Annotated in this window: 14 protein-coding genes; 8 read left to right on the plus strand and 6 right to left on the minus strand. The window is 71.7% G+C overall.

From position 1 onward, the window contains the following. Positions 1 to 20 precede the first annotated feature (20 nt). Positions 21 to 563 (plus strand): polysaccharide deacetylase family protein, encoded by a 543-nt coding sequence (locus ACWED2_RS03345; protein ID WP_449688814.1) that lies wholly within the window; start codon positions 21 to 23, stop codon positions 561 to 563. On the opposite strand, the gene ACWED2_RS03350 is transcribed toward ACWED2_RS03345, so the two are convergent. Next, complete coding sequence (locus ACWED2_RS03350; protein WP_449688815.1) at positions 553 to 1,569, minus strand: endo-1,4-beta-xylanase; 1,017 nt, start codon at positions 1,567 to 1,569, stop codon at positions 553 to 555. The two genes, ACWED2_RS03345 and ACWED2_RS03350, sit on opposite strands and share 11 nt — an antisense overlap. 80 nt (positions 1,570 to 1,649) lie before the next feature. Between ACWED2_RS03350 and ACWED2_RS03355 the strand changes: the two genes are divergently transcribed. Further along, entirely contained in the window at positions 1,650 to 2,720 is a 1,071-nt protein-coding gene (locus ACWED2_RS03355) for a LacI family DNA-binding transcriptional regulator (protein WP_449688816.1), read from the plus strand. 176 nt (positions 2,721 to 2,896) lie between these two features. Here ACWED2_RS03355 and ACWED2_RS03360 read toward each other — a convergent pair whose 3' ends face one another. From ACWED2_RS03360 to ACWED2_RS03375, 4 genes are all read right to left on the minus strand, one after another. After that, positions 2,897 to 5,860: a glycosyl hydrolase 115 family protein gene (locus ACWED2_RS03360; RefSeq protein WP_449688817.1), complete on the minus strand. Its 2,964-nt coding sequence runs from the start codon at positions 5,858 to 5,860 to the stop codon at positions 2,897 to 2,899. 87 nt (positions 5,861 to 5,947) lie between these two features. Continuing rightward, on the minus strand, positions 5,948 to 6,772 hold the full coding sequence (locus ACWED2_RS03365) for a carbohydrate ABC transporter permease (protein WP_449688818.1): 825 nt from the start codon (positions 6,770 to 6,772) through the stop codon (positions 5,948 to 5,950). Continuing rightward, positions 6,772 to 7,743, minus strand: a complete 972-nt coding sequence (locus tag ACWED2_RS03370; RefSeq protein WP_449688819.1) for a carbohydrate ABC transporter permease — start codon at positions 7,741 to 7,743, stop codon at positions 6,772 to 6,774. The genes ACWED2_RS03365 and ACWED2_RS03370 overlap by 1 nt, the downstream gene beginning before the upstream one ends. After that, the gene (locus tag ACWED2_RS03375; protein WP_449688820.1) at positions 7,740 to 9,035 is read right to left on the minus strand and encodes an extracellular solute-binding protein; all 1,296 of its coding nucleotides are present in this window, start codon (positions 9,033 to 9,035) and stop codon (positions 7,740 to 7,742) included. Before ACWED2_RS03375 ends, ACWED2_RS03370 begins: the two co-directional genes overlap by 4 nt. A 134-nt stretch (positions 9,036 to 9,169) precedes the next feature. Here ACWED2_RS03375 and ACWED2_RS03380 point away from each other — a divergent pair, with 134 nt between their 5' ends. The 6 genes from ACWED2_RS03380 (at position 9,170) to ACWED2_RS03405 (ending at position 17,975) form a co-directional block, all read left to right on the plus strand. Continuing rightward, positions 9,170 to 10,180, plus strand: a complete 1,011-nt coding sequence (locus ACWED2_RS03380) for a LacI family DNA-binding transcriptional regulator (protein WP_449688821.1) — start codon at positions 9,170 to 9,172, stop codon at positions 10,178 to 10,180. Between the two features lie 47 nt (positions 10,181 to 10,227). Next, a complete protein-coding gene (locus ACWED2_RS03385; RefSeq protein ID WP_449688822.1) occupies positions 10,228 to 12,525 on the plus strand; it encodes a beta-xylosidase/alpha-l-arabinosidase in 2,298 nt (765 codons plus the stop codon). Continuing rightward, complete coding sequence (locus tag ACWED2_RS03390) at positions 12,522 to 13,757, plus strand: SGNH/GDSL hydrolase family protein (protein WP_449688823.1); 1,236 nt, start codon at positions 12,522 to 12,524, stop codon at positions 13,755 to 13,757. The genes ACWED2_RS03385 and ACWED2_RS03390 overlap by 4 nt, the downstream gene beginning before the upstream one ends. A 217-nt stretch (positions 13,758 to 13,974) precedes the next feature. After that, a complete protein-coding gene (locus tag ACWED2_RS03395) occupies positions 13,975 to 14,796 on the plus strand; it encodes an Asp23/Gls24 family envelope stress response protein (RefSeq protein WP_449688824.1) in 822 nt (273 codons plus the stop codon). Positions 14,797 to 15,192: 396 nt separating this feature from the next. Beyond that, positions 15,193 to 17,025: a ThiF family adenylyltransferase gene (locus ACWED2_RS03400; protein WP_449688825.1), complete on the plus strand. Its 1,833-nt coding sequence runs from the start codon at positions 15,193 to 15,195 to the stop codon at positions 17,023 to 17,025. Next, on the plus strand, positions 17,022 to 17,975 hold the full coding sequence (locus tag ACWED2_RS03405) for a 3-oxoacyl-ACP synthase III family protein (RefSeq protein WP_449688826.1): 954 nt from the start codon (positions 17,022 to 17,024) through the stop codon (positions 17,973 to 17,975). The genes ACWED2_RS03400 and ACWED2_RS03405 overlap by 4 nt, the downstream gene beginning before the upstream one ends. Positions 17,976 to 18,014: 39 nt before the next feature. Here the strand turns inward: ACWED2_RS03405 and ACWED2_RS03410 are convergent, their stop codons facing one another. Next, positions 18,015 to 21,080: a helicase HerA domain-containing protein gene (locus tag ACWED2_RS03410; RefSeq protein WP_449688827.1), complete on the minus strand. Its 3,066-nt coding sequence runs from the start codon at positions 21,078 to 21,080 to the stop codon at positions 18,015 to 18,017. Positions 21,081 to 21,082: the final 2 nt, after the last annotated feature.

A 21,082-nucleotide genomic window follows, 5' to 3' on the forward strand; every position in this document is an offset into this window, starting at 1 on the left:
GGCCGCGTGATCTTGGAGTGATGGACACGGTCGCGCTGACCTTCGACGACGGCCCGTACCCCGAGACGACCCCCGCGCTGCTGGCCGCGCTCGGCGGCACGCGGGCGACGTTCTTCCTGTGGGGCGAACACGCCGCCGCCCACCCGGACCTGGTCCGGGCGATCGCCGCGGCCGGGCACGCCATCGGCAACCACACGTGGACCCACCCGCAGCTGACCACGCTGCCCGCGGCCGAGCGAGACCAGGAGGTGCGGCGCACGCAGGACCTGCTGACCCGGCTGACCGGGCTCCGGCCGGCCCTCTTCCGGCCGCCCTACGGCGACACCGACGCCGCGGTGGCGTCGACGATCGCGGTCCACGGGCTCACCGAGGTGCTGTGGAGCGTCGACACCCGCGACTGGGCCGGCTGCACCGCCGACGAGATCGTCACCGCGGCCGGGGACGTGCAGCCGGGCGGCGTCGTGCTGATGCACGAAGGCCGCCCGGCCACCGTCGACGCGGTTCCCCGCATCCTCGCCGCGCTCACCGAGCGCGGGCTGCGTCCCGGTCCGGTCAGGGGTTGAGGGCGAAGTACGCCGGCTTCGGCCGCAGGTTCTCGTCGAAGAGGCAAGCCGCCCCCTCCCCCGGGAAGACATCCGGAACCCACGAGTGCCGGTCCGTGAAGCCCCACGTGGTGAACTCGACGCACTTGCGGACGGCGTGGCAGCCGTCCCACAGCTGACCGAAGTAGCTCGCCTGGGTGGCGAGCTTCGCCGCGTCGGGCGGGGTCGGGATCCGGACGTCGGCCTCGGTGACCGCCGTCTCCACACCGATCTTGGCGAACCGGGCCAGGTTCTCGCGATACTGCCCGGGGAAGCCGTACTGGATCGACAGGTGTCCCTGGATGCCGACGCCGTCGATGGGCACGCCCTGCCGCCGCAGCGTCTTCACCAGGTCGTACACCGCGTCGCTCTTCGGGTTGATCCCTTCGATGTTGTAGTCGTTGATGTACAGCTTGGCGTGCGGGTCGGCCGCGTGCGCCCAGCGGAAGACGTCGGCGACGAAACCGTCGCCGAGCTTCTGCCGGAAGACCGTGTCACGCCGGGTGCCGTCCTCGTTGAAGATCTCGTTGACGACGTCCCAGGCGCGGATCTTTCCCTTGTACCGCTTGACTTCCGTGGTGATGTGGTCGCGCAGGACCCGGCGGAGCTCGTCCGCGGGCAGTGCGCCGACCCAGTCCGGGAGCTGGGAGTGCCAGACCAGCGTGTGGCCGCGGACGGTCTTGTGGTGCGTCCGCGCGTACTCGACGATCGCGTCCGCGCCCGACCAGTCGTACTGGCCCCGCACGGCTTCGACCGTGCCCCACTTCATCTCGTTTTCCGGCGTCACGTTGTCGAATTCCCGGGTGAGCACCGCCCGGTAATCGGTTTCCGCGGCGAGGTACGCCGCGGCCACCGCGCTGCCGACGTAACGGTTCGTGGTGTATTGCAGTGGCGTGTGCGCCGATGCCGCAGGCGCCTGCCACACCGCAATACCCAGCGTGGCCGCGACGGCCAGCAGGACGCGTTTCTTAGGAATTCTTCCCAGCATCTTCACCCTCCGTGAGACAATGGTGTTCCGAAACTTTCCAACCGTTTCAAATCAGGTTTCGATGACCTAGAATCTCCGTCATGACAACGAAGTCTGACGAGCTCGAGCCGACCGAGACCCGGGTGACCATCGCCCGGATCGCCGCCGAGACCGGTGTCTCCGTCCCGACAGTTTCGAAAGTGTTGAACGGGCGTCCCGACGTCGCCGAAAGCACCCGCGCCCGCGTCGAAGCCGTCATCGGAAAATACGGGTACCGGCGCCGCGCCGACGAACGTTCCCGCCGTTCCCGGCTACTGGAGCTGATGTTCCACGAACTCGAAAGCACGTGGGCACTCGAAATCATCCGCGGGGTGGAGTGCGTTGCCCGCGAAAACGGAATGGCGGTGGTGCTCGCCGAATCGTCGGGCCGGCACACACCCGGGCAGAGCTGGCTGGAGAGCGTCCTCGCCCGGCGGCCGGTCGGCATCGTTTCGGTGTGCTCGGACTTCACCGGCGGGCAGCTGGCGAAGCTCCGCGCAAGAGACATCCCGCTGGTCGTGGTCGACCCGGCCGGCGCGCCCGGACCGGAGACGCCCTCGATCGGGGCCACGAACTGGCAGGGCGGGCTGACGGCCACCCGGCACCTGATCGAGCTGGGCCACCGCCGGATCGCGATGATCGGCGGGCCGGAAGGCGTCCTGTGCAGCCGGGCCCGGATCGACGGGTACCGCACGGCGCTGGAGACGGCCGGGCTGGCGTTCGACCCGGCGCTGGTGCGCCGCGGCGACTTCCACGTCCGGGCCGGCTACCGGGAACTGGCTTCACTGCTCACCCTCCCGGACCGGCCGACGGCGGTGTTCGCCGGCAGCGACCTGCAGGCGCTCGGCGTGTACGAGGCGGCGCGCGACGCGGGCCTGCGCATCCCGGACGACCTCTCCGTGGTGGGCTTCGACGACCTGCCGATCGCCCGCTGGCTGACCCCGGAGCTGACCACGGTCCGCCAGCCCCTGCAGGAGATGGCGGCGGCCGGCGCCCGGCTGGCGATTTCGCTGGCCCGCGGCGTGGACCCGGAGAGCCACCGCCTCGAGCTGGCGACCAGCCTGGTCGTCCGGCACAGCACGGCGGCGCCGGCGCACCGGGGTTACCGGGTGCTCACCGGCGGCGTGAGCTAGGACGCGGAGCTGATCCACGGCCGGCGGGCGCGGCGCCGGCTGTCGTTCAGCGCCCTCCGGGCACCGGAACCGTCGGTGCCCGGCGGTAGAGTGCAAACCGGGGGGCGCCCCCGGCGAGTGGGTGTTCGGCAGCCCTTCCCGCCGGCCTGCACCAGGGCCGCGTTCCTGCACGTCGCTCACCACGGCCATCGCATGCTCTCCGGCGGCCCCAGGTAACTCGCGCGCAGCCCGCCGGTGTCGATCACCAGCTTCTGCACGATCACCGCCGGGTCGACCATCCAGAACTTGAGCACGTGCGGTCCCGGCGCCGCGATCACGTGCCGCGTCGACGTCAGGTTCACATTGTCCGAAGTGGTCCGTTCCCACTGGCGGTTCATGGCCGTGTCGTCCGCGCCCGTCGCCTTCGTGATGTTCACGACCTGCGGCTCCGCGTCGTCGAACGAGACCGCGTACCTCAGCCCGTCGCCGGACAGCACGTTGCTGCGCGGGGACAGGTACGCCCACACCGTCACCGGCCCGGCCGTGAACAGCGTCGTCCGGTACTCCAGGCGCGGCCCCGTTCCCGGTGCGCGGCTCCCCGCCGTCACCGGGAACGGGGTCATCCCCGCGCCCGTTCGCCCGATGTCCGGGATCCGCCGCCAGGCGGCGTCGGCCGTCCCGACGGTGGCGCTGCAGTGTTCCGCCTCGATCGACACGTACCCACCGGCCTCCACGAACCCGCGGGCCGGCCCCACCGGATTGCGCACCACGGCGTCCACCTCGACCGAGTTCCCCGCACCCGACACCGTGATCGGCACGGTCGTGGTGCCGCGGGGCACCCGAGCCCAGTCGATCCGCACGGTCATGCGCAGCTCCTCCTCCACGCGGCCGCCCCGCGGCTCGACCAGCACCCACGGCGCGCCCGTCGTCACGGTGCAGCGGAACGGCGTCCGGCCGCGGTTGAAGACGTCGATGTACTGCGGTGGCGCGCTCTGGTACGGGCTGAACTCCGGCAGCACCGGCCGTCCCGCGGCGCCGGGCCACGCGTCCGTCGAGCCGTCGACCGCCAGCCCCAGCGACGCCGCGGCGGGCAGCTCGATGCGTTTCACCGCCGGGAAGATCACGTCCGGCAGCGCCACATTGTCCTTCTCCGGCTGCTGCCAGGGCGCGTTCGGGCCGTACCGGGCGACGTCGCCGTAGTCGATGTGCGGCTGGGTCTGGAACCCCTTCCACTTCCCGCCGGCGATGCCGGTGTTGTACTTCTCCGCCAGCGCCAGGTCGTCGGCGAACCTGGCTTCGGTCACCGCGGCCAAGGCGTTCGCCGACGCCCGGCCCTGTGCCGCGTACAGCAGGTTGGTGAACTCGGCGCGCCGCAACGCGTACAGGTTCGCCGTCGCCTTCGTCGCATACAGCACCAGCTCGTAGAAGGCGTCACGGTAGGCCGCGGGCAGCCGCGCGGAGAGCTTTTCGGCCCGGGTGGACAGGTCCTGCCACTCCTGCGTGACCCGGTCCAGCTCGCGGTAGTTGACCAGGCTGAACGGCGTCATCTGGTCGTCGTAGGTGATCGTCCCGGCGGCGTCCACGGTGATCCGCCGGTTCAGCAGCTCCGGCTTGCGGCGGGACTGCAGCCGCCCGTAGTCGTGCAGCACCCCGGCGATCTCCGCCGCCGGCGCCGCGCCGAAGTTCTCCGAAGCGAACTGACGCTCCCATGTGGACAACCGCTCCATCGGCAACGCCGCGGGATCCCAGGCGTAGTCGAGGAAGAACTGCAGCGGCAGCTCGTTGCCCTTCATGTCCCCGACGTTGGCCACCCACAGCCGGTCGTTGCCGTAGGCGTACGCCTGGTGCAGCTGCTCCCACGTGTTCGCGAGCAGCGCGGTGTCGACCCACTTGTAGTTGCGGCCGCCGCCGACGTAGTCGAAGTGGTAGTACAACCCGTACCCGCCCGGGTGCGGTGGCAGGGACAGGTCGGGCATCTTGCGGATGTTGCCCCAGTTGTCGTCGGTGAACACGACGATGACGTCGTCCGGCGGGCGCAGGCCCTTGGCCCAGTACCGCTGGACCTCCTTGTACAGCGTCCACACCTGCGGCACGGTGGTGAGGTCGCGGCCGGTCTCGCGGGCCAGGATCTCCCGTTCGGTGGCGATGATCTCGCGCATCAGCTCGATGCCGTCGCCGTCGGGCAGGCCGACGTCGCCGTTGCCGCGCATGCCGAGCGTGACGACACCCTCGAAGTCCTCGCGGACCATCCGGCGGATCCCGTCGGTCCAGTAGGCCTTGATCGCCTCGCCGTTGCGGCGGAAGCTCCACTCCCCCGTGCCGCCGTACGGGTCGTGACCCGGCGTGGTGATGTTCCCGGCCGCGTCGCGGACCGCGGGCACCGCGTGCCGGTTCCACTCCTCGATGCCGCGCATCATCGGCGCCTCGTGCGAGGTGCCCATGACGATGCCGTACTCCTTGGCCGTGGCGTGGTTGAGCGGGTCGTCCTCGGCGAACGCCCGCCCCCACACCGCCGGCCAGAGGTAGTTGGCCCGCAGCCGGAGCATGGTCTCGAAGACCTTGGCGAAGAAGAGGTGGTTGAAGCCGTTGGGGAAACCGGGCGCCTGGCCCGGCCCGAAGTAGGCCGGGGCCCAGGTGCCCAGCGCCGGGTTCTCGTCGTTGATGAAGAAGCCGCGGTACTTCACGTGCGGGGTGCCGAGGCTGAACCGCTCGCGCGGCAGGTGCAGTTCCGCCTGCCGCCGCGGCGGCACGTCCGCCCACCAGTACCAGGGCGAGACGCCGATGCGCCGCGAGACCTCGTAGACGCCGTAGATGACGCCGCGCTGGTCGCTGCCGGTGAGCACCAGCCGGCCGTCGACGACCTGGCTCAGCGACGTCTCCCACCGGCCGGCGATCCCGGTGACGTCGAGCTTGCCGGCCGCGACCAGGTCGTCGACCAACCGGCTGTGGCCCAGGGTCCCGACCACCACGACCGGGCCCTGCTCGGGCACGACGTCGAACGACACCGCGGGCCGCACGCCCGTGACGCGCTCGACGTCGGCGGCCAGGTCGCCCACGACCCGCCGCACGCCGGGGAGGTCACCCGAGCCGACCACGATCGTCGCGGCCCTTCCCCGCGACACCAGCGGGAAGCCGGTCCCGGCCTCGGCGAGGCCCGGCACGGCTACGGACCCCGCCGCACCGGCCACAGCGAGTAGTTGCAGGAAGGTACGGCGATGTACCTCGGACGGCACGGGAGACCTCCTGAGTCAGCCCTTCACGGATCCGGTCAGCCCGCCGACGATGCGCCGTTCGGCGAGCACGAAGAACGCGAGCGCGGGGATGGCCGACAACGCGGTGAACGCCAGCACCCGGGCGGTGTCCTGGGAGTACGCGGACTGGAACAGCGCGACGCCGAGCGGGAGCGTGAAGTGCCCGGAGTCGTTGAACACCAGCAGAGGCAGCAGGTAGGTGTTCCAGCTGGTGACGAAGGCGAGCACGGCGACCGTGGTCAGCGCCGGTGTGGAGAGCGGCAGCAGGATGCGCCAGAAGAACCCGAGCCGGGTGGCGCCGTCGAGCACGGCCGCGTCCTCGATCTCGCCCGGGATCGCGTGCATGAACGGGCGCAGGATCACGATCGTCACCGGCAGCGAGAACGCCGCCTCCGGGATCGCCACGCCCCAGAAGCTTTCCAGCAGGCCCAGCTGACGCAGCCACAGGTACAGAGGCAGCGTGGCCACGCCGACCGGGAACAGCAGACCGAGGGTGAACAACGTGTAGAACGCCTCCCGGCCCTTGAACTGGTACCGCGAAAGCGCGTAACCCGCCATCGAGCCGAACCCGACGGCGAGCGCCGTGGCGATCACGGCGATCAGCGCGCTGTTGCCGAGGAACGTCCAGAACGCGCTGGAACCGAGCACCGAGGCGTAGTTGTCGAACACCCACGGCCCCGGCAGCCCGGCCGGGTCGGAGTTGATCTGCGCGTTGGTGCGGAACCCGCCGAGCGCCACGAACAGCAGCGGGACGACGGTCACCCCGACCACCACGATCGCCGCGAGGTAGCCCATCGACAGGCCGAACTTGCCGGAGCGCATCAGCCCACCATCCTGGTCAGGGCTCCCTGGGTGTCGCGGCGGAGCGCGAACCGCTGGTACAGCAGGGCGAACACGAAGCAGATGACGAACAGGATCACCGCCACCGCGGAGCCGAAGCCGAACTCGTAACGTTTGAAGCCGTGGTCGATCAGGTAGGTCGCCATCGTCGTCGACGCGTTCGCCGGGCCGCCCTGCGTCATGATCCAGACGACGTCGAACAGCTGGAGCGAGCCGATCACGGACAGGAAGATCCAGATCCGGATGGTCGGCCCGAGCAGCGGCAGGACGACGTGCCAGGTGGTCTGCCACGCCGAAGCGCCGTCGAGCGCCGCGGCTTCCCGCAGTTCGGCCGGCACGCCCTGCAGGCCGGCGAGCAGCAGGATGATGCCGAAGCCGACGTACTTCCAGGTGATCACCGCGAACAGCGTGTAGAGCACGATGCCGGGGTCGGCCAGCCACTGGTGGACCAGCCCGCCGAGCCCGACCGCGCGGAGGGTCTGGTCGGCGAACCCGTTCGGCTGCAGCATGAGCGCCCAGATCACCGCGGTGATCGCCTCGGAGAGCACGTACGGCGCGAACACCAGGGCGCGCAGCACCGCGCGGCCGCGCAGCTTGCGGTTGAGCAGCATCGCCAGCCCGATCGACAGCGGCAGCTGCACCGCGATCGACAGCCCGGCGATGATCAGGTTGTGCACGATCGCGCCCTGGAACACCTTGCCGGAGAAGGCGTCGGCGTAGTTGTCGAAGCCGATGAAGTCGTCCAGCGGCCCGAAGCCGTTCCACTTGAACAGGCTGTAGAACGCGGCGATCCCGATCGGCACCAGGACGAACCCGGCGAACAGCAGCAGCGCCGGGCCGAGGAGCAGCGTCAGCTCGAGCCGCCGGCGCAGGCCGGGCCGGTGCTTGCGGGCGGTGACCGCCGGTGCGGACGGCCGCGCCGCCGTCCGCACCGGGGTCGTCGCCGTGGTCACTTGTTGCCCGCCGCGGCCTGGTTGACGGCGGTCACGATGCCTTCGGGGGTGCCCTGGCCGGCGAACATGTTGGCCACCGCGTCGTTCAGCGCGGCACCGACCGCGGTCGGGAACGCCCGGTCGAAGTACATCTGCACGTACGGCGCCTTCGTGCCGTAGTCGTTGACCTGCCGGAGCACGTCGGTCTTCAGCGACTTCGCGGCCACGGCGTTCACCGGCAGGCCGGTCCCCTTCGCGGCGAGCTCGGTCTGCACCGGCTCGCTGACCAGGTACTGCAGGAAGGCCGTGCACGCCTTGTACGCGCGGGTGGTGCAGGCGAAACCGTCACCACCGCCGAGCGCGGCCGCCGGGTCGCCCTGGCCGCCCGCCACGGTCGGGAACGGGAACCAGCCGGTCTTCGACTCCAGGTCCTTGTCCTCGGTCAGCGAGGACATCGTGCCGGGCTCCCAGTCGCCCTGCAGCTCCATCGCGGCCTTGCCGTTGGCGACGAGGCCGGCGGAGCTGCCCGCGCCCTGCTGGGCGGGCGTGCCGGCGAACCCGGTCTGGAACGGTTCCGTGGCCAGGAAGTTCTTGAGGTCCTGCCCGGCCTTCGTCCAGCACGGGTCCTCGAGCTTGACCGCCTTCACCGACTGCTGGAGCACCGCGGTCGAGCACTCGCGGATGGCGAAGTAGTTGAAGTAGAAGGCATCCGGCCAGCGGTCCTTGCCGCCGACCGAGATCGGCGCGATGCCCTTGGCCTTCAGCGCCGTGACGGCGGCGTTCAGCTCGTCCATGGTCTTCGGCGGGGTGGTGATCCCCGCCTGCTGGAACAGGTCCTTGCGGTACCAGAAGCCGACGAAGTGCTGCGTGAACGGCACGCCGTACTGCTTGCCGTCGACCTGCCACTTCTCGCCGAACTTGCCGGTGGCCGCGTCGATCCACGACTTGGTGTCCGCGGTGATGTCGGCGACCTTGCCCGAGGTGATCTGCCCGGCCAGGTCGCCGGCGCCCCAGGACTGGTAGATGTCCGGCGGCTCGGCCGACTGCAGGGCGAGCGGGACCTTGGTGCTGAAGTCCTCGTTCTGCAGCGGCTGGGCCTTGATCGTGACGTCGGGGTGCGCCTTCTGGTAGTCGGCGACGACCTTCTCCCAGACCGTCTTGATCGGATCGGTGGTGCCGTTGTGCCACCAGGTCAAGGTGACCGGGCCGGTCGGCTGCGCGGGGGTGTCGCTGCTCCCGCTGCACGCGGCCAGCGCGAGCGGGGCGACCGCAGCCAAGGCGGCGAGAACGGTGATCCGGCGTTTCACAAACATCGTGGGTCCACTCCTGACGACTTCGGCCGAGTTGGACGGGGCGGCTCGGCGCCCGGGTTGGCGAAGAGTCTGCTCCCGGGACAAATGCCGTGTCAATCGTTGTCGATAACGTTTTCTATGGCTAGGCTGAGCCGATGCAGCCCAGTTCCAGGGTGACCATCCGTGACGTCGCCGCCCGGGCCGGCGTCTCGGTGGCCACGGTTTCGAAGGTGATCAACGAGCGCTACGGCGTCTCCGCCGCGACGCTCGCCCGAGTCCGCGCCGTGATCGAAGAGCTCGGCTACGAAGCGAGCCTGGTGGCGCAAAGCCTGAGAAACCACCGGACGAACGTCATCGGCATCCTGGTCGCCGACCTGGAACCGTTCTCGACCGAGCTGCTCAAGGGTGCGGCGGACGCCATCCGCGGCAGTGGTTTCGAACTCGTCGTCTACTCCGCGGGCGGGCGCACCGGCGACCCCGCGGGCTGGGAAAAGCGCTACCTCTCCCGGCTGAGCGGCACCCTCGTCGACGGCGCCGTGCTGGTCACCCCGGCCGTGTCGCTGGAAGCCGTGCCCGGCACGCCGGTCGTCGCCGTCGACCCGCACACCGGGCCGTCGCACCTGCCGACGATCGACTCCGACAACCTGCGCGGCGCGCAGCTGGCCACCGAGCATCTCCTCGACCTGGGGCACCGGCGGATCGCGTTCCTCTCCGGCCGGCCCGACCTGGAGTCGGCCGAGCTGCGGAAGGCGGGCTACTTGCGGGCGCTGACCGCCGCGGGCATCACCCCGGACGAGGACCTGATCCGGATCGGCGCCTACGACCCGGAGATCTCCGCGGCCTCCGCGCACGCCCTGCTGACCGGGCCGGACCGGCCGACCGCCGTGTTCGCCGCGAACGACATCTCGGCCATCGCGACCGTGGGCGCGGCCCGCGAGCTCGGGCTGGCCGTGCCCGACGACCTTTCCGTGGTGGGCTTCGACAACGTGCCCGAATCGGCGCTCTGCAGCCCGCCACTGACCACTGTGGACCAGCCGATCCGCGAGATGGGGCACCGGGCCATCCGGATGCTCATCGCGCTGATCAACGGCGACGAGGTCGAGCGGACCCACGTCACGCTCGACACCGGCCTGGTGGTGCGGCACTCCACGCGCGCCCTCCGCTGAACCGGTTCCTCCTCCTCACTCCTCCCCAGACGAAGGGCGGACCAGCCTTGACCACGCAGCCCACCACGGCCGGAGAGCCGTGGCGCGACCCCGCGGCCGACCCGGGCGAACGCGTCCGGGCCCTGATGGCCCGGATGACCCTGCGCGAGAAGCTCGCCCAGCTCTACGGGGTCTGGGTCGGCATCGACACCGGCGGCGAGATGGCGCCGCACCAGCACGACTTCGTCGACGCCGCGGTCGACCTCGACGACCTGGTCCGCCACGGCATCGGGCAGCTGACCCGCGCCTTCGGCACCCGGCCGGTCGACCCGGTGATCGGGGCGCACAGCCTCGCCCGCACCCAGCGGCAGATCGTCACCAGCAGCCGGTTCGGGATTCCCGCGGTGGTGCACGAAGAATGCCTGACCGGGCTGGCCGCGTGGCAGGCGACGATCTACCCGGCGCCGCTGTCGTGGGGCGCGACCTTCGACCCGGACCTCGTGCGCCGGATGGCGGCGAAGATCGGCCGGACCATGCGCGGGATCGGGGTGCACCAGGGTCTCGCGCCGGTCCTCGACGTGGCCCGCGACCTGCGCTGGGGGCGGGTCGAGGAGACCATCGGCGAGGATCCCTACCTGGTCGGGACGATCGGCGGCGCGTACGTCGCCGGGCTCGAGTCGGCCGGCGTGGTCGCCACGCTCAAGCACTTCGTCGGGTACTCCGCCTCCCGCGCCGGGCGCAACCTGGCGCCGGTTTCGGCAGGCCCGCGCGAGATCGCCGACGTCCTGCTCCCGCCGTTCGAACACGCCCTGCGCGCCGGTGCCCGGTCGGTGATGAACACCTACACCGACGTCGACGGCGTGCCGGGGGCGGCCGACCCGGCGCTGCTGACCGAGCTGCTGCGGGACACCTACGGCTTCACCGGCACGGTGGTGGCCGACTACTTCTCCGTGGCGTTCCTGCACCGGTTGCACGGTGTCGCGGCCGACCGCGCCGACGCCGCCCGGCAGGCGCTCACCGCGGGCGTCGACGTCGAACTGCCGACCATGGACTGCTACGGCGAGCCGCTGCTCGCCGCGGTGGAAGGGGGCGCGGTCGATGTCGCCGCCGTCGACCGCGCCCTCGAACGGGTCCTGCGCCAGAAGTGCGAACTCGGCCTGCTCGACGCCGGCTGGACGCCGGAGGTCCCCGAGGAGATCGACCTCGACGACGCCGAATCGCGGGCGCTGGCCCGCGAGGTGGCCGAACGGTCGATCGTGCTGCTGCACAACGACGGCACGCTGCCGCTCGCCCCGGGCACCCGCGTCGCCGTGGTGGGGCCGCGCGCGGACACCCCCGGCGCGATGCTCGGCTGCTACTCCTTCCCGCTGCACGTCGGCGTCCACCACCCCGACGTCCCGTTCGGCATCTCGGTGCCGACCGTGCTCGAGGCGCTGGGCTCGGACTACGACGTGACCTACGCCCTCGGCTGCCCGGTGACGGGCGGCGACGACGAGGGGATCGCCCAGGCCGTGGCGGCCTGCGCGGACGCGTCGGTGTGCGTGGCCGTGCTGGGCGACCGGGCCGGGCTGTTCGGCGGCGGGACGTCCGGCGAAGGCTGCGACGCGGCCGACCTGCGGTTGCCGGGCCGCCAGGAGGAACTCCTGGACGCGCTGCTGGACACGGGCAAGCCCGTGGTGCTGATCCTGCTTTCGGGGCGGCCGTACGAGCTGTCCCGGCAGCTCCCGCGGCTGGCCGCGGTGGTCTGCGGGTTCTACCCCGGCGAAGAAGGGGCCGGGGCGCTGGCCGGCGTCCTCAGTGGACGGATCAACCCGGCCGGCCGGCTGCCGGTCAGCTTCCCGGCGGCCGGAGCGAGCCAGCCGTCGACCTACCTCGCCGCACCGCTCGGCCGGCGCAGCGAAGTGTCCACAGTGGATCCTTCGCCGCTGTTCCCGTTCGGGCACGGGCTGTCCTACGCGCCGGCGACCTGGCTGGACGTCAGCGCGACGGGCTCGCTCTGGCCGACCGACGGCGTCTGCCGGGTGCGGGTGACGCTGCGCAACGACCACGCGCGCGAAGCGTCGGAAGTGGTCCAGGTCTACCTGCACGACCCGGTGGCCGAGGTGGCGCGGCCGGAGCGCCAGCTCATCGCGGCCCGCCGGGTTTCCGTGCCCCCGGGCGAAACCTGCGTCCTGGAGATCGCCCTGCACGCCGACCTGACGTCCTACACCGGCCGCGCGCGGCAGCGCCAGGTCGATCCCGGCGACGTCGAGCTGCGGGTGGGCACCTCGAGTGAAGAGATCGTCACGACCCTGCACTGCACGCTGACCGGGCCGCGCCGCGTCGTCGGCGTCGACCGGGTCCTGACCCCGGAGTTCTCATTGTGAGACGTCCTCTGGTGATCGCCTTCCTGGCCGTGCTGACCGTGCTCTTCGTCGGTGCGTCCGCCCGTCCCGCACCATCGCACTGGGTGGCGACGTGGACGTCGATGCCCCAGCTCACCGAACCGGGCAACATGCCGCCGGCGCCCTTCACCGGAACCGACCGCGTGCTCGACAACGCGTCGCTGCGCGAGACCGCGCAGGTGACGGTGGGCGGCCCGCGGATCCGGCTGCGGTTCTCCAACGCCTTCGGCGGGGCGCCGCTGCCGCTGACCGCGGTGTCGGTGGCGCGCCCGGTCGCCGGCGCGGCCGGCGTCTCCTCCGTGGTTCCGGGCAGCGTTCTCCCGGTGACGTTCCACGGCAAGCCGTCGACGACGGTCCCGCAGGGCGCCCAGGTGGTCTCGGACCCGCTGCCGTTCCCGGTGCGGTCGCTGGAGAACATCGCGGTGACCGCGTACCTGGCGCACGGCCAGGCTTCGACGTCGATCACCTCGCACCCGGGCTCGCGCACGACGTCGTACCTCCTCTCCGGCAACCACGTTGCCGACCTCGAACTGCCGGGTGCGACCCCGGTCGACCACTGGTACTTCCTGTCCGGCATCGAGGTGCTGTCGCCGGCGTCCGCGGTCGCGGTGATCGGCGACTCCATCTCCGACGGCCGCGGCTCGACGACCAACGGCAACGACCGCTGGCCGAACGTGCTGGCCGCACGTCTGCCCGGGGTGTCCGTGGTCAACCAGGCCGCGGGCGGCAACCGCGTCCTGCAGGACGGCCTCGGCCCCAACGTGCTGGCCCGTCTGGACCGCGATCTGCTGTCCACGAGCGGGGTTTCGTGGGCGATCGTGTTCGAGGGCGTGAACGACATCGGCACGGCCACCCCGGCCGCCGTCTCCCAGACGGCCGCCGACCTGATCGACGCCTACGACCAGATCATCACCCGGGCGCACGCCCAGGACATCCGGGTCTACGGCGCGACCATCACGCCGTTCGGCGGCAACACCGCCTACGACGACCCGGCCCGGGAAGAGGCCCGGCAGCAGGTGAACGCGTGGATCCGGCAGCCCGGCCACTTCGACGCGCTGCTCGACTTCGACAAGGTGACCCGCGACCCGGCGGCCCCGGCGCGGCTGCTGCCCGCCTACGACGTCGGCGACCACCTGCACCTCAACCCGGCGGGCTACCGGGCGCTCGGCTCGAGCGTTCCCGCCGTCCTTTTCCGGAACGACGACCGGAAATGATTCCGCGCCGGAAAGAAGACAATTCCACGACGTGATTCCCCACCGCCCGATCACCGACCGCCGAACGCGGCCTGACGGACGGTGATCGGGCGGATATCTGTTGGGACACAAGCGAGTCTCGAAGGCGGGGGGTCCGTGACGCGCGTCACGGGCCGTCCCCTAGCATGTCGCCGTCTGCTGTCCCCACAGGTGTTCGTCGCTCCCGGAAAGGGAACCCATGTCCGACGTCATGAACAGCATCTTCGGCCGCGCCAAGAACGAAACCGCCGGTTCGGGCGGGTACGCCTACGGCACCGTCGAGCCCGCGCCGGAGGTCGCCGAGGCGCCCGCCGAAAGCGCTCCCGAGACCGATGAGGCGGGTGTCGTCGAGGAGACGGATTCCGCGCCTGAGGCCGAAGCCGCGGCGGAAACCGCGGCGGAGGAAGCGGTCGACAGCGACGAAGGCTCGGCCGAGGAAGGCGACGAGGGCGTCACCGGGACCGACGAGGAGGCGGCCACCGAGGACACCGAAGAGGACGACACGGACGCGGCCGAAGTCGCCGCCGTGGATGAGGACGAGACCGAAGACGCGGCCGCGGACGCGAACGAGACCGACGACGCTGCCGAAACCGAAACCGAAACCGAAGCCGAGCCCGTTGCCGAAGCCGCGGACACGGAGCCGGTCGTCGCCGAAGCCGCACCGGTCGCCGAGGCCGAGCCCGAAGCCGAAGCCGAAGCCGACGCGGCCGCGGCCCGCCCCGCCGCGGGCAGCCGCGGCAGCACCACGGTGGCCGACGGGGTGGTCGGCAAGATCGTCACGCGGATCGCCGCCCAGAGCGAGGGTGTGCACAGCGTCGCCGCCGACGCCATCACGGTCGAGCTCGCCGACGAGGTCGCGTGGGTCACCATTCCCGTGGTGGTCGAGTTCGGTCACGCGGTCAAGGCGGTCGGCGAGCAGATCCGCGTCGCGGTGATCGACGCCGTCGAGCAGTACCTCGGCCTCGACGTCGAGGTCGTCGACGTCCACGTCACCGACATCCACTTCCCCGAAGCGGACTGATCCGCGGTGCCCGGTCCCGGTCCCGGACGCGGGACCGGGCACCGTTCCCGGCCGGCCGCCGAACTCTCCCCCGCCGGGGTGAAGCGTCCCGAGGCGCCACCCGCGGCCGTCGCGGCCTCCCGCCGGCACTCGTCGCGTTCGGAGATCATCCGCCACCCCTTCGAGTGGATCACTCAGGTCGATCTTCACCACGAGCGGAGGCCGGCGTCACCCGATGTCGATCTTCCGCCCCTGGTAAAGGTTTTCCCGGCCTCGTCGCCGTCATCGGTCCGGTGCCCCGGTGCCCTGTTACCGTTCCGCCGCCCTGGTCGCCGACCACACACGCACCCACCGGCCGGGGCCCTCTCCCGGACGGCTTTCCGTTGCCGTCCGGCACTTCCGGAGCAAAGGCGACACTTGACACCCCTGAACCACCCCGGCGCACCCGCGCCGGAAATCCCGGACTGGCACGTCACCGCGTTCCTCGGACCGCGGCCCGGCGAGGACGGCGGCCCGCTGCTCGAGGCCGTACGGGCCCTGCGCGCCCGCATCCTGTTCGACCACGGCCGCCGCCCGGCCTTCCTCCGCGCGGACGGCACCCACGCCGACGACCAGGACCTCGACTTCGGTGCCTGGCACTTCATCGCGCGGCGCAGCCCCGGCGGCCCGCCACTGGGGTACATCCGGCTGTCCACACCGGACACGGGCGCGCTGTTCCAGTCCCGCGACTTCCTCGGCGACGAGCCCTACGAGGAGCTCCTGGCGGCCGAGGGCTTCGGCCACGGCGAGGTATTCGAACACAGCAGGCTGGTCGTCGAGCACCGCGCCCGGAAGCTCGGGCTCGGGCTGCACCTGAACGCCCTCGCGATCGGCGCGGCCCACCACCTCGGCGCGCGGGCGATGATCGGCACGTCCGGCACGAAGGACGGCCAGGACCGGTTCCACGAGCGGTTCGGGTTCCGGCCGGTCCGCGGCACCCGCCGGTACGTCGCGCAGTACACCGAGGACGTCGTGATCATGCTGCACCGCGTGGCCGACGGCGGCGGCAGGCACCACGACCTGGTCACGCGGCTGCGGGACGAGTTCCCCGTCATCGCGGCGACGGGCACGGCGCCGCTGCTCCCGGTACCGCCGGCGCCCCGGACCGCCCGGGTGACGCTGGACGAGATCCCCTCGCCGGACCGCGAGAGCTGGCAGCCGGAGCTCCATTCCGCCGACGGCTTGGCCGCGCTGCTCGCGTCCGGGAACGTCCGCGAAGTGCACGACACGATCGACGAGCAGCTCACCGAACTGGTCCGCAGCCGCGAGCCGGCGTGCCGCGACCGGGTCGAAATCGAGCGCCGGAAGCAGGAACAGCTGGCGGGCGCGCAGCCGTGGGAGTACGGCACGTGGGCCTGGTACCCGTGGTCGGGGCGGCTGGTCCACGTGCTGCCGCGCGAGGAGTTCCGGCTGGTCCGCACCGACCGCAACCGGGGCCGGATCGAGCGGCCCGACCAGCGGCGGCTGTTCGGCAAGCGGATCGGCGTGATCGGCCTGTCGGTGGGCAACAGCGCGGCACTGACGTTCGCGCTCGAAGGCATCGGCGGCGCGTTCCGGCTGGCCGACTTCGACGCTTTCGGGCTGTCCAACCTGAACCGGCTGCGCGGTGGCCTGCACGACCTCGGCACCAACAAGGCGGTGCTGTCGGCGCGGCAGATGTACGAGATCGACCCGTACCTCGACATCCGGATCGAGCCGGCCGGGCTGACCCCGGAGACCATCGAGCGCTTCTTCGCCGGTGGTCTCGACCTGCTCGTCGAGGAGTGCGACACGCCGTGGGTCAAGATCGCGGCCCGCGAGTACGCGCGCGACCTCGGCATCCCGGTCGTGATGGACTGCAACGACCGCGGCATGCTCGACGTCGAGCGCTTCGACCGCGAACCCGACCGGCCGCTGCTGCACGGGCTGCTCGGCGACGTGAAGTCGATCGACGTCCTCGACCTGACCGCGCAGGCGCGGACCGAGCTCATCCTGGCCATGGTGGACGCGGGCCGGATCAGCCCGGAGCTGGCGGCGTCGTTCGGCGAACTGGGCCGCACGCTGAGCAGCTGGCCGCAGCTGGCCTCGGGGGTGGCCCTCGGCGGCGCGCTGTGCGGGGAGGCGGCCCGCCGCATCCTGCTCGGCAGGCCGTGCGAGTCCGGCCGGTTCTACACCGACCTCGAGCGGCAGCTGCACCCGTCGCGCAACGTCTACGCCGGAGGTCCGGCGTGAGCGCGCTGGCCGTTCCGGTGGCGATCACGGGCACCGGGGTGCACCTGCCGCCGGACGTCGTCACCAACGCGGAGCTGGCCTCGACGCTCGACACCTCGGACGAGTGGATCGTCGACCGGACCGGGATCCGGACGCGCCGCCGCCTGGCGCCGGACCGCGCGACCTCGGACATGTGCGCGGCGGCGGCCCGTCCCGCGCTGGCGGCGGCCGGGATCGGTCCCCGCGACGTCGACGCGATCATCGTCGGGACGTACACGTACGACCAGCCGTTGCCGTCCACGGCGCTGATCGTCAAGGAACTGCTGGGCGCGGACCGGGCCCTGACCCTCGACATCACGCAGGCGGCGTGCGCCAACGGCGTCCAGGCGCTGTTCCTGGCGGCCCACCTGCTGCAGACGCCGGCGGCCCGCACGGTCCTGGTGCTGGCCGCCGACTGCGCGTCGCGCGTGACGGACCCGGCGGACCGCACGACGCGGGTGTTCTTCGGCGACGCGGCGGGCGCGGCCGTGCTCTCGCGGGCCGCCGCCCCGGGAGCCGGCCTGCTGGGCTGGGACTTCGGCACGGAGCTGTCGTACGACGTCGAAATCCCGGCGCCGGGCGCGTACCTGAAGATGAACGGCCGTTCGGTGTGGCACACCGCGACGCGCTGCCTGCCGGACAGCATCCTGCGCGCGGCGGACGACGCGGAAGTGCCGGTGGAGGACGTCACGCACGTCTTCCTGCACCAGGCGAACCTGAACATCCTCAACGCCGCACTGGAGAAGCTGGCGATTCCCCCTTCGCGAGCCCCGATCACGGTGGACCGCCTGGGCAACACCGGATCGGCGGGGGTGTTCACGGCCCTGCACGCCCGGTTCGGCTCAGGAGCGGTGCGCCCGGGCGACACGTACGTGGTGTCGTCGATCGGCGCGGGCTTCCAGTGGGGCACGCTGTGCTTCCGCCACGGCTGACGTGACGGTGGCTCCGGCCGGGCGCCGGAGCCACCCCGGTCACCGCCCGGCTCGTGCCCTGGCGAGCACCTCTTCCAGCCGCAGTGGACCGGCCGGGTGGTGGGACAGGCACAGCGGCGTCGCCACCCGGCGGAAGCCGAACTCCTCCCCCGCCACGTAGAACTGCGCCCGTTCCAGGCGCGAGATGTCCGCGACCGGGCTGCCCTTCGCGCGCGCCAGTTCGTTGGCGGCGGCGATCTGGGCCGGGCTGTTGAGCCGGCCGAAGAACTGCGTCATCGCGTTGCCGACCACCTGGTTGTGCAGCCCCTTGGGGGCCTGCGTGGCGAACAACAGGCCCAGGCCGTACTTGCGGGCCTGGGAAGCGAGCACGATCGTGCTGCGCGTGCTCGCCGTCAGGCTCCCGGACGACGCCAGCGTCTGGGCCTCGTCCATGACGAACAGCGCGCCCAGCGGCCGGTCGCCCGCGGGGTGGCGTTTGATCCAGGCGAACAGCTCCATCTGCAGCTGGTTGACGAAGTTCTGCCGCTGCGCTTCGGACGGCAGCCCGACGAAGCTGATCACGGACACGCGGGCCCGTTTGCCGGCGGCCGGCGTGAGCAGCGTGCCGGGATCGACCGGATCGCCGCCGCCGGCGAAGAGCGGGTCGTTGACCATCGCGGCCTTGAGCACCTCGGCCAGATCGGCGGCGATGCGCTGGGCGTCGTTGAGGTTGCTGACGTCTTCCGGCAGGTCCGCCATGAGCTCGACCAGCTCCGGCAGGCTGCGCGAACCGGTCCGCGCGTGGTGGACGACGGCCTGCCGGAGCACGGCCAGCCCGATGTTCGCTTTCGCGGTGCTCCCGGTCAGCCGGGCCTGCGGCGCCACCGTCGCGACGGCCACCTCGACGGCGGCGGTGAATTCGTCGGCGTCGTCGAGAACCCCGCCGAAGTCGGGCAGCGGCCGGAAGGCCAGCGGCCGCCCGGCGGCCCGCCCGGGCGTCCAGACGACGACGTCGGTGTCGGCGAGGTACTGCTTGGCGAGCCCGGCATCCCCGTCCCGCCAGCCGTCCGGCGGTTCCGGCCAGGCGTCCCCGAGCCGGGCGAGATCGTTGTTGGGATCGAGGACGATCGCGGAGACGCCCAGCAGCGCGCACTCCTCGATGATCCGCCGCAGCAGCACGGTCTTCCCGGACCCGGACCCGGCGAACACGGCGGCGTGCTTGCGCAGCGCCGAGAGCCCGATCCGCACGGGCTCCCCCGAGCCGACGACGGTCCCGAGCGTGATCTCCCCTTCGGCGGGCGGCGGGTGGGTGGCGGCACCGGGCTGCTTCTCGCCCGGCTTCTCGGGAAGGACGGCGGACAGCAGTTCCGACCGGCTCGCGGGCCGCCGGTCGATCAGCCACTCGTGCAGCTCGCGGCCGCCGTTGCCGAGCATCTTCTGCAACGCCCAGAAAGTCCGCGTGTCGGCATCGGACAGCCGGATCGTCCGGCCACCGGCGGCCGTGAACTTCTCGACCTCTTCCCGGGTCTTGGCCCCGCGGCCCCAGGCGTCCCGGAGGATGACGAGGTGCCGGTTGTCCACGCCCTGGCGCTGTCCCGCCGCGGACCGCGCCTTGCGGAACCGGCTCAGCGCCGCCCGCGGATCGCGGGCCGCGATCGCCCGGAACACCCAGTGCTCCTGGAGATCCGCGGTTTCGTCGAGGGTCCGGGTCAGCCAGGCGTGCACCTCGCTCAGCCCGGTCTGCCGCTCGCACGACCACTCCAGGTCGTCGTCGCCGACCTCGGTCACCCAGCACCGCAGGGCGGCCGAGAGCAGCCCGGGCATCACCCGGTCCACGATCGACTCGGCGAGCAGCTTCCCGGGATCGACTTCCGCCCGCAGCTTCTCGAACTCGGCGTCGAGCTCGGCGAACCGGTCGTTCTCGACCTCGGTGCGCACGGGCGCGACCGGCACCGGTGCCTTCTCGTCGAAGGAGATGAGTTCCCTGGCCTGGCCCGCGCGCAGGCACCCGTCGATGTGGGCGCCGATGCGCTTGAGCAGTTCGCGCGGGGTCCATTGTTCCCAGGGGCCCTCGAACGCCACCGGCGCCACGGGCCAGGCCGGGTGCGGCGGGGTGAAGCCCATCGATGCGTAGGCCACCCCGAGCCGCTTCTCCACCAGCGCCCGGCCGAGCGCGGCATCGGTGATCCGGCCCAGTGTCACCGTTTCCCGGAAGCGGTCGGGCACCGTGCCCGCCGCCTTGGACTTGATCTGCTCCCAGGTGGACGGCAGGCAGGCCAGCACGGTGAGGGTCTTGTGGGTGACTTCGCGCAAGCCCATCAGACCGTCGGCGATCTGCGCCACGAGGAGATCCTCCCCGATGTCTTCACCCATGCCCTGCTTGGACCGCGCGACGAGGGTGTCGAGCTGGTCGACGGCGATCACGACCGGCCCGGTGAGGGCGAGCAGCCGGGTGATCTCCTGCACCAGGACCCGCGACGGTTTCGGCCGCGAGTAGATGTTCCACTGGCGGGCTTCGGCGGTCAGCTCGGTGTCGCCGTCCAGGTAGTCCTCGCCGATGTACCTGGTGCCCCGGTCCCGGCTCGCGATGAGCACGAGCGCCCGCGCGGTGTCCCCGCACTCGTCGGCGGCCACTTCGCTGAGCGACCCGATCCCGTCGACGAAGGCCTCCACGTCGGCGGGAGTCAGCCCGCGGCCGCGCCGGATCCGCGCCTCGACCTCGGCATCGACGTGCGCCCGCAGGCACACGCGGAGCAGGAATCTCCGCAGTTGCGACTCGCCCGAGTCGTCCGGGCGGGCCAGGCCGCGGCGCAGCGCCTCGGCCGTGTTCTCCCAGAACGCCTCGGCCGCGGTCACGTCGTCGAGGAAGAAGTAGCCGCGCGCGCGGTGGACCCGGCGCCGGACGAGCCCGAGCAGATGGGTCTTGCCGACCCCCTTCTGCCCGCGCATGACGAGCCCGATCGGGCTCGGACCGTCGCTGGCCACGGCATCGCGGATGCCCGTGTCGAGAGCGGCGAGCGACTCGGCGTGCAGACCGTCCACGTGGTAGGGCGAGTCGCGCCAGACGTGGTCGGGGGTGTCCGCCCAGTCGAAGCTCAGCGTCGCGAGTGCTTTGAGCTCGTCCATCA

The sequence above is a fragment of the Amycolatopsis sp. NPDC005003 genome, assembly GCF_053600695.1.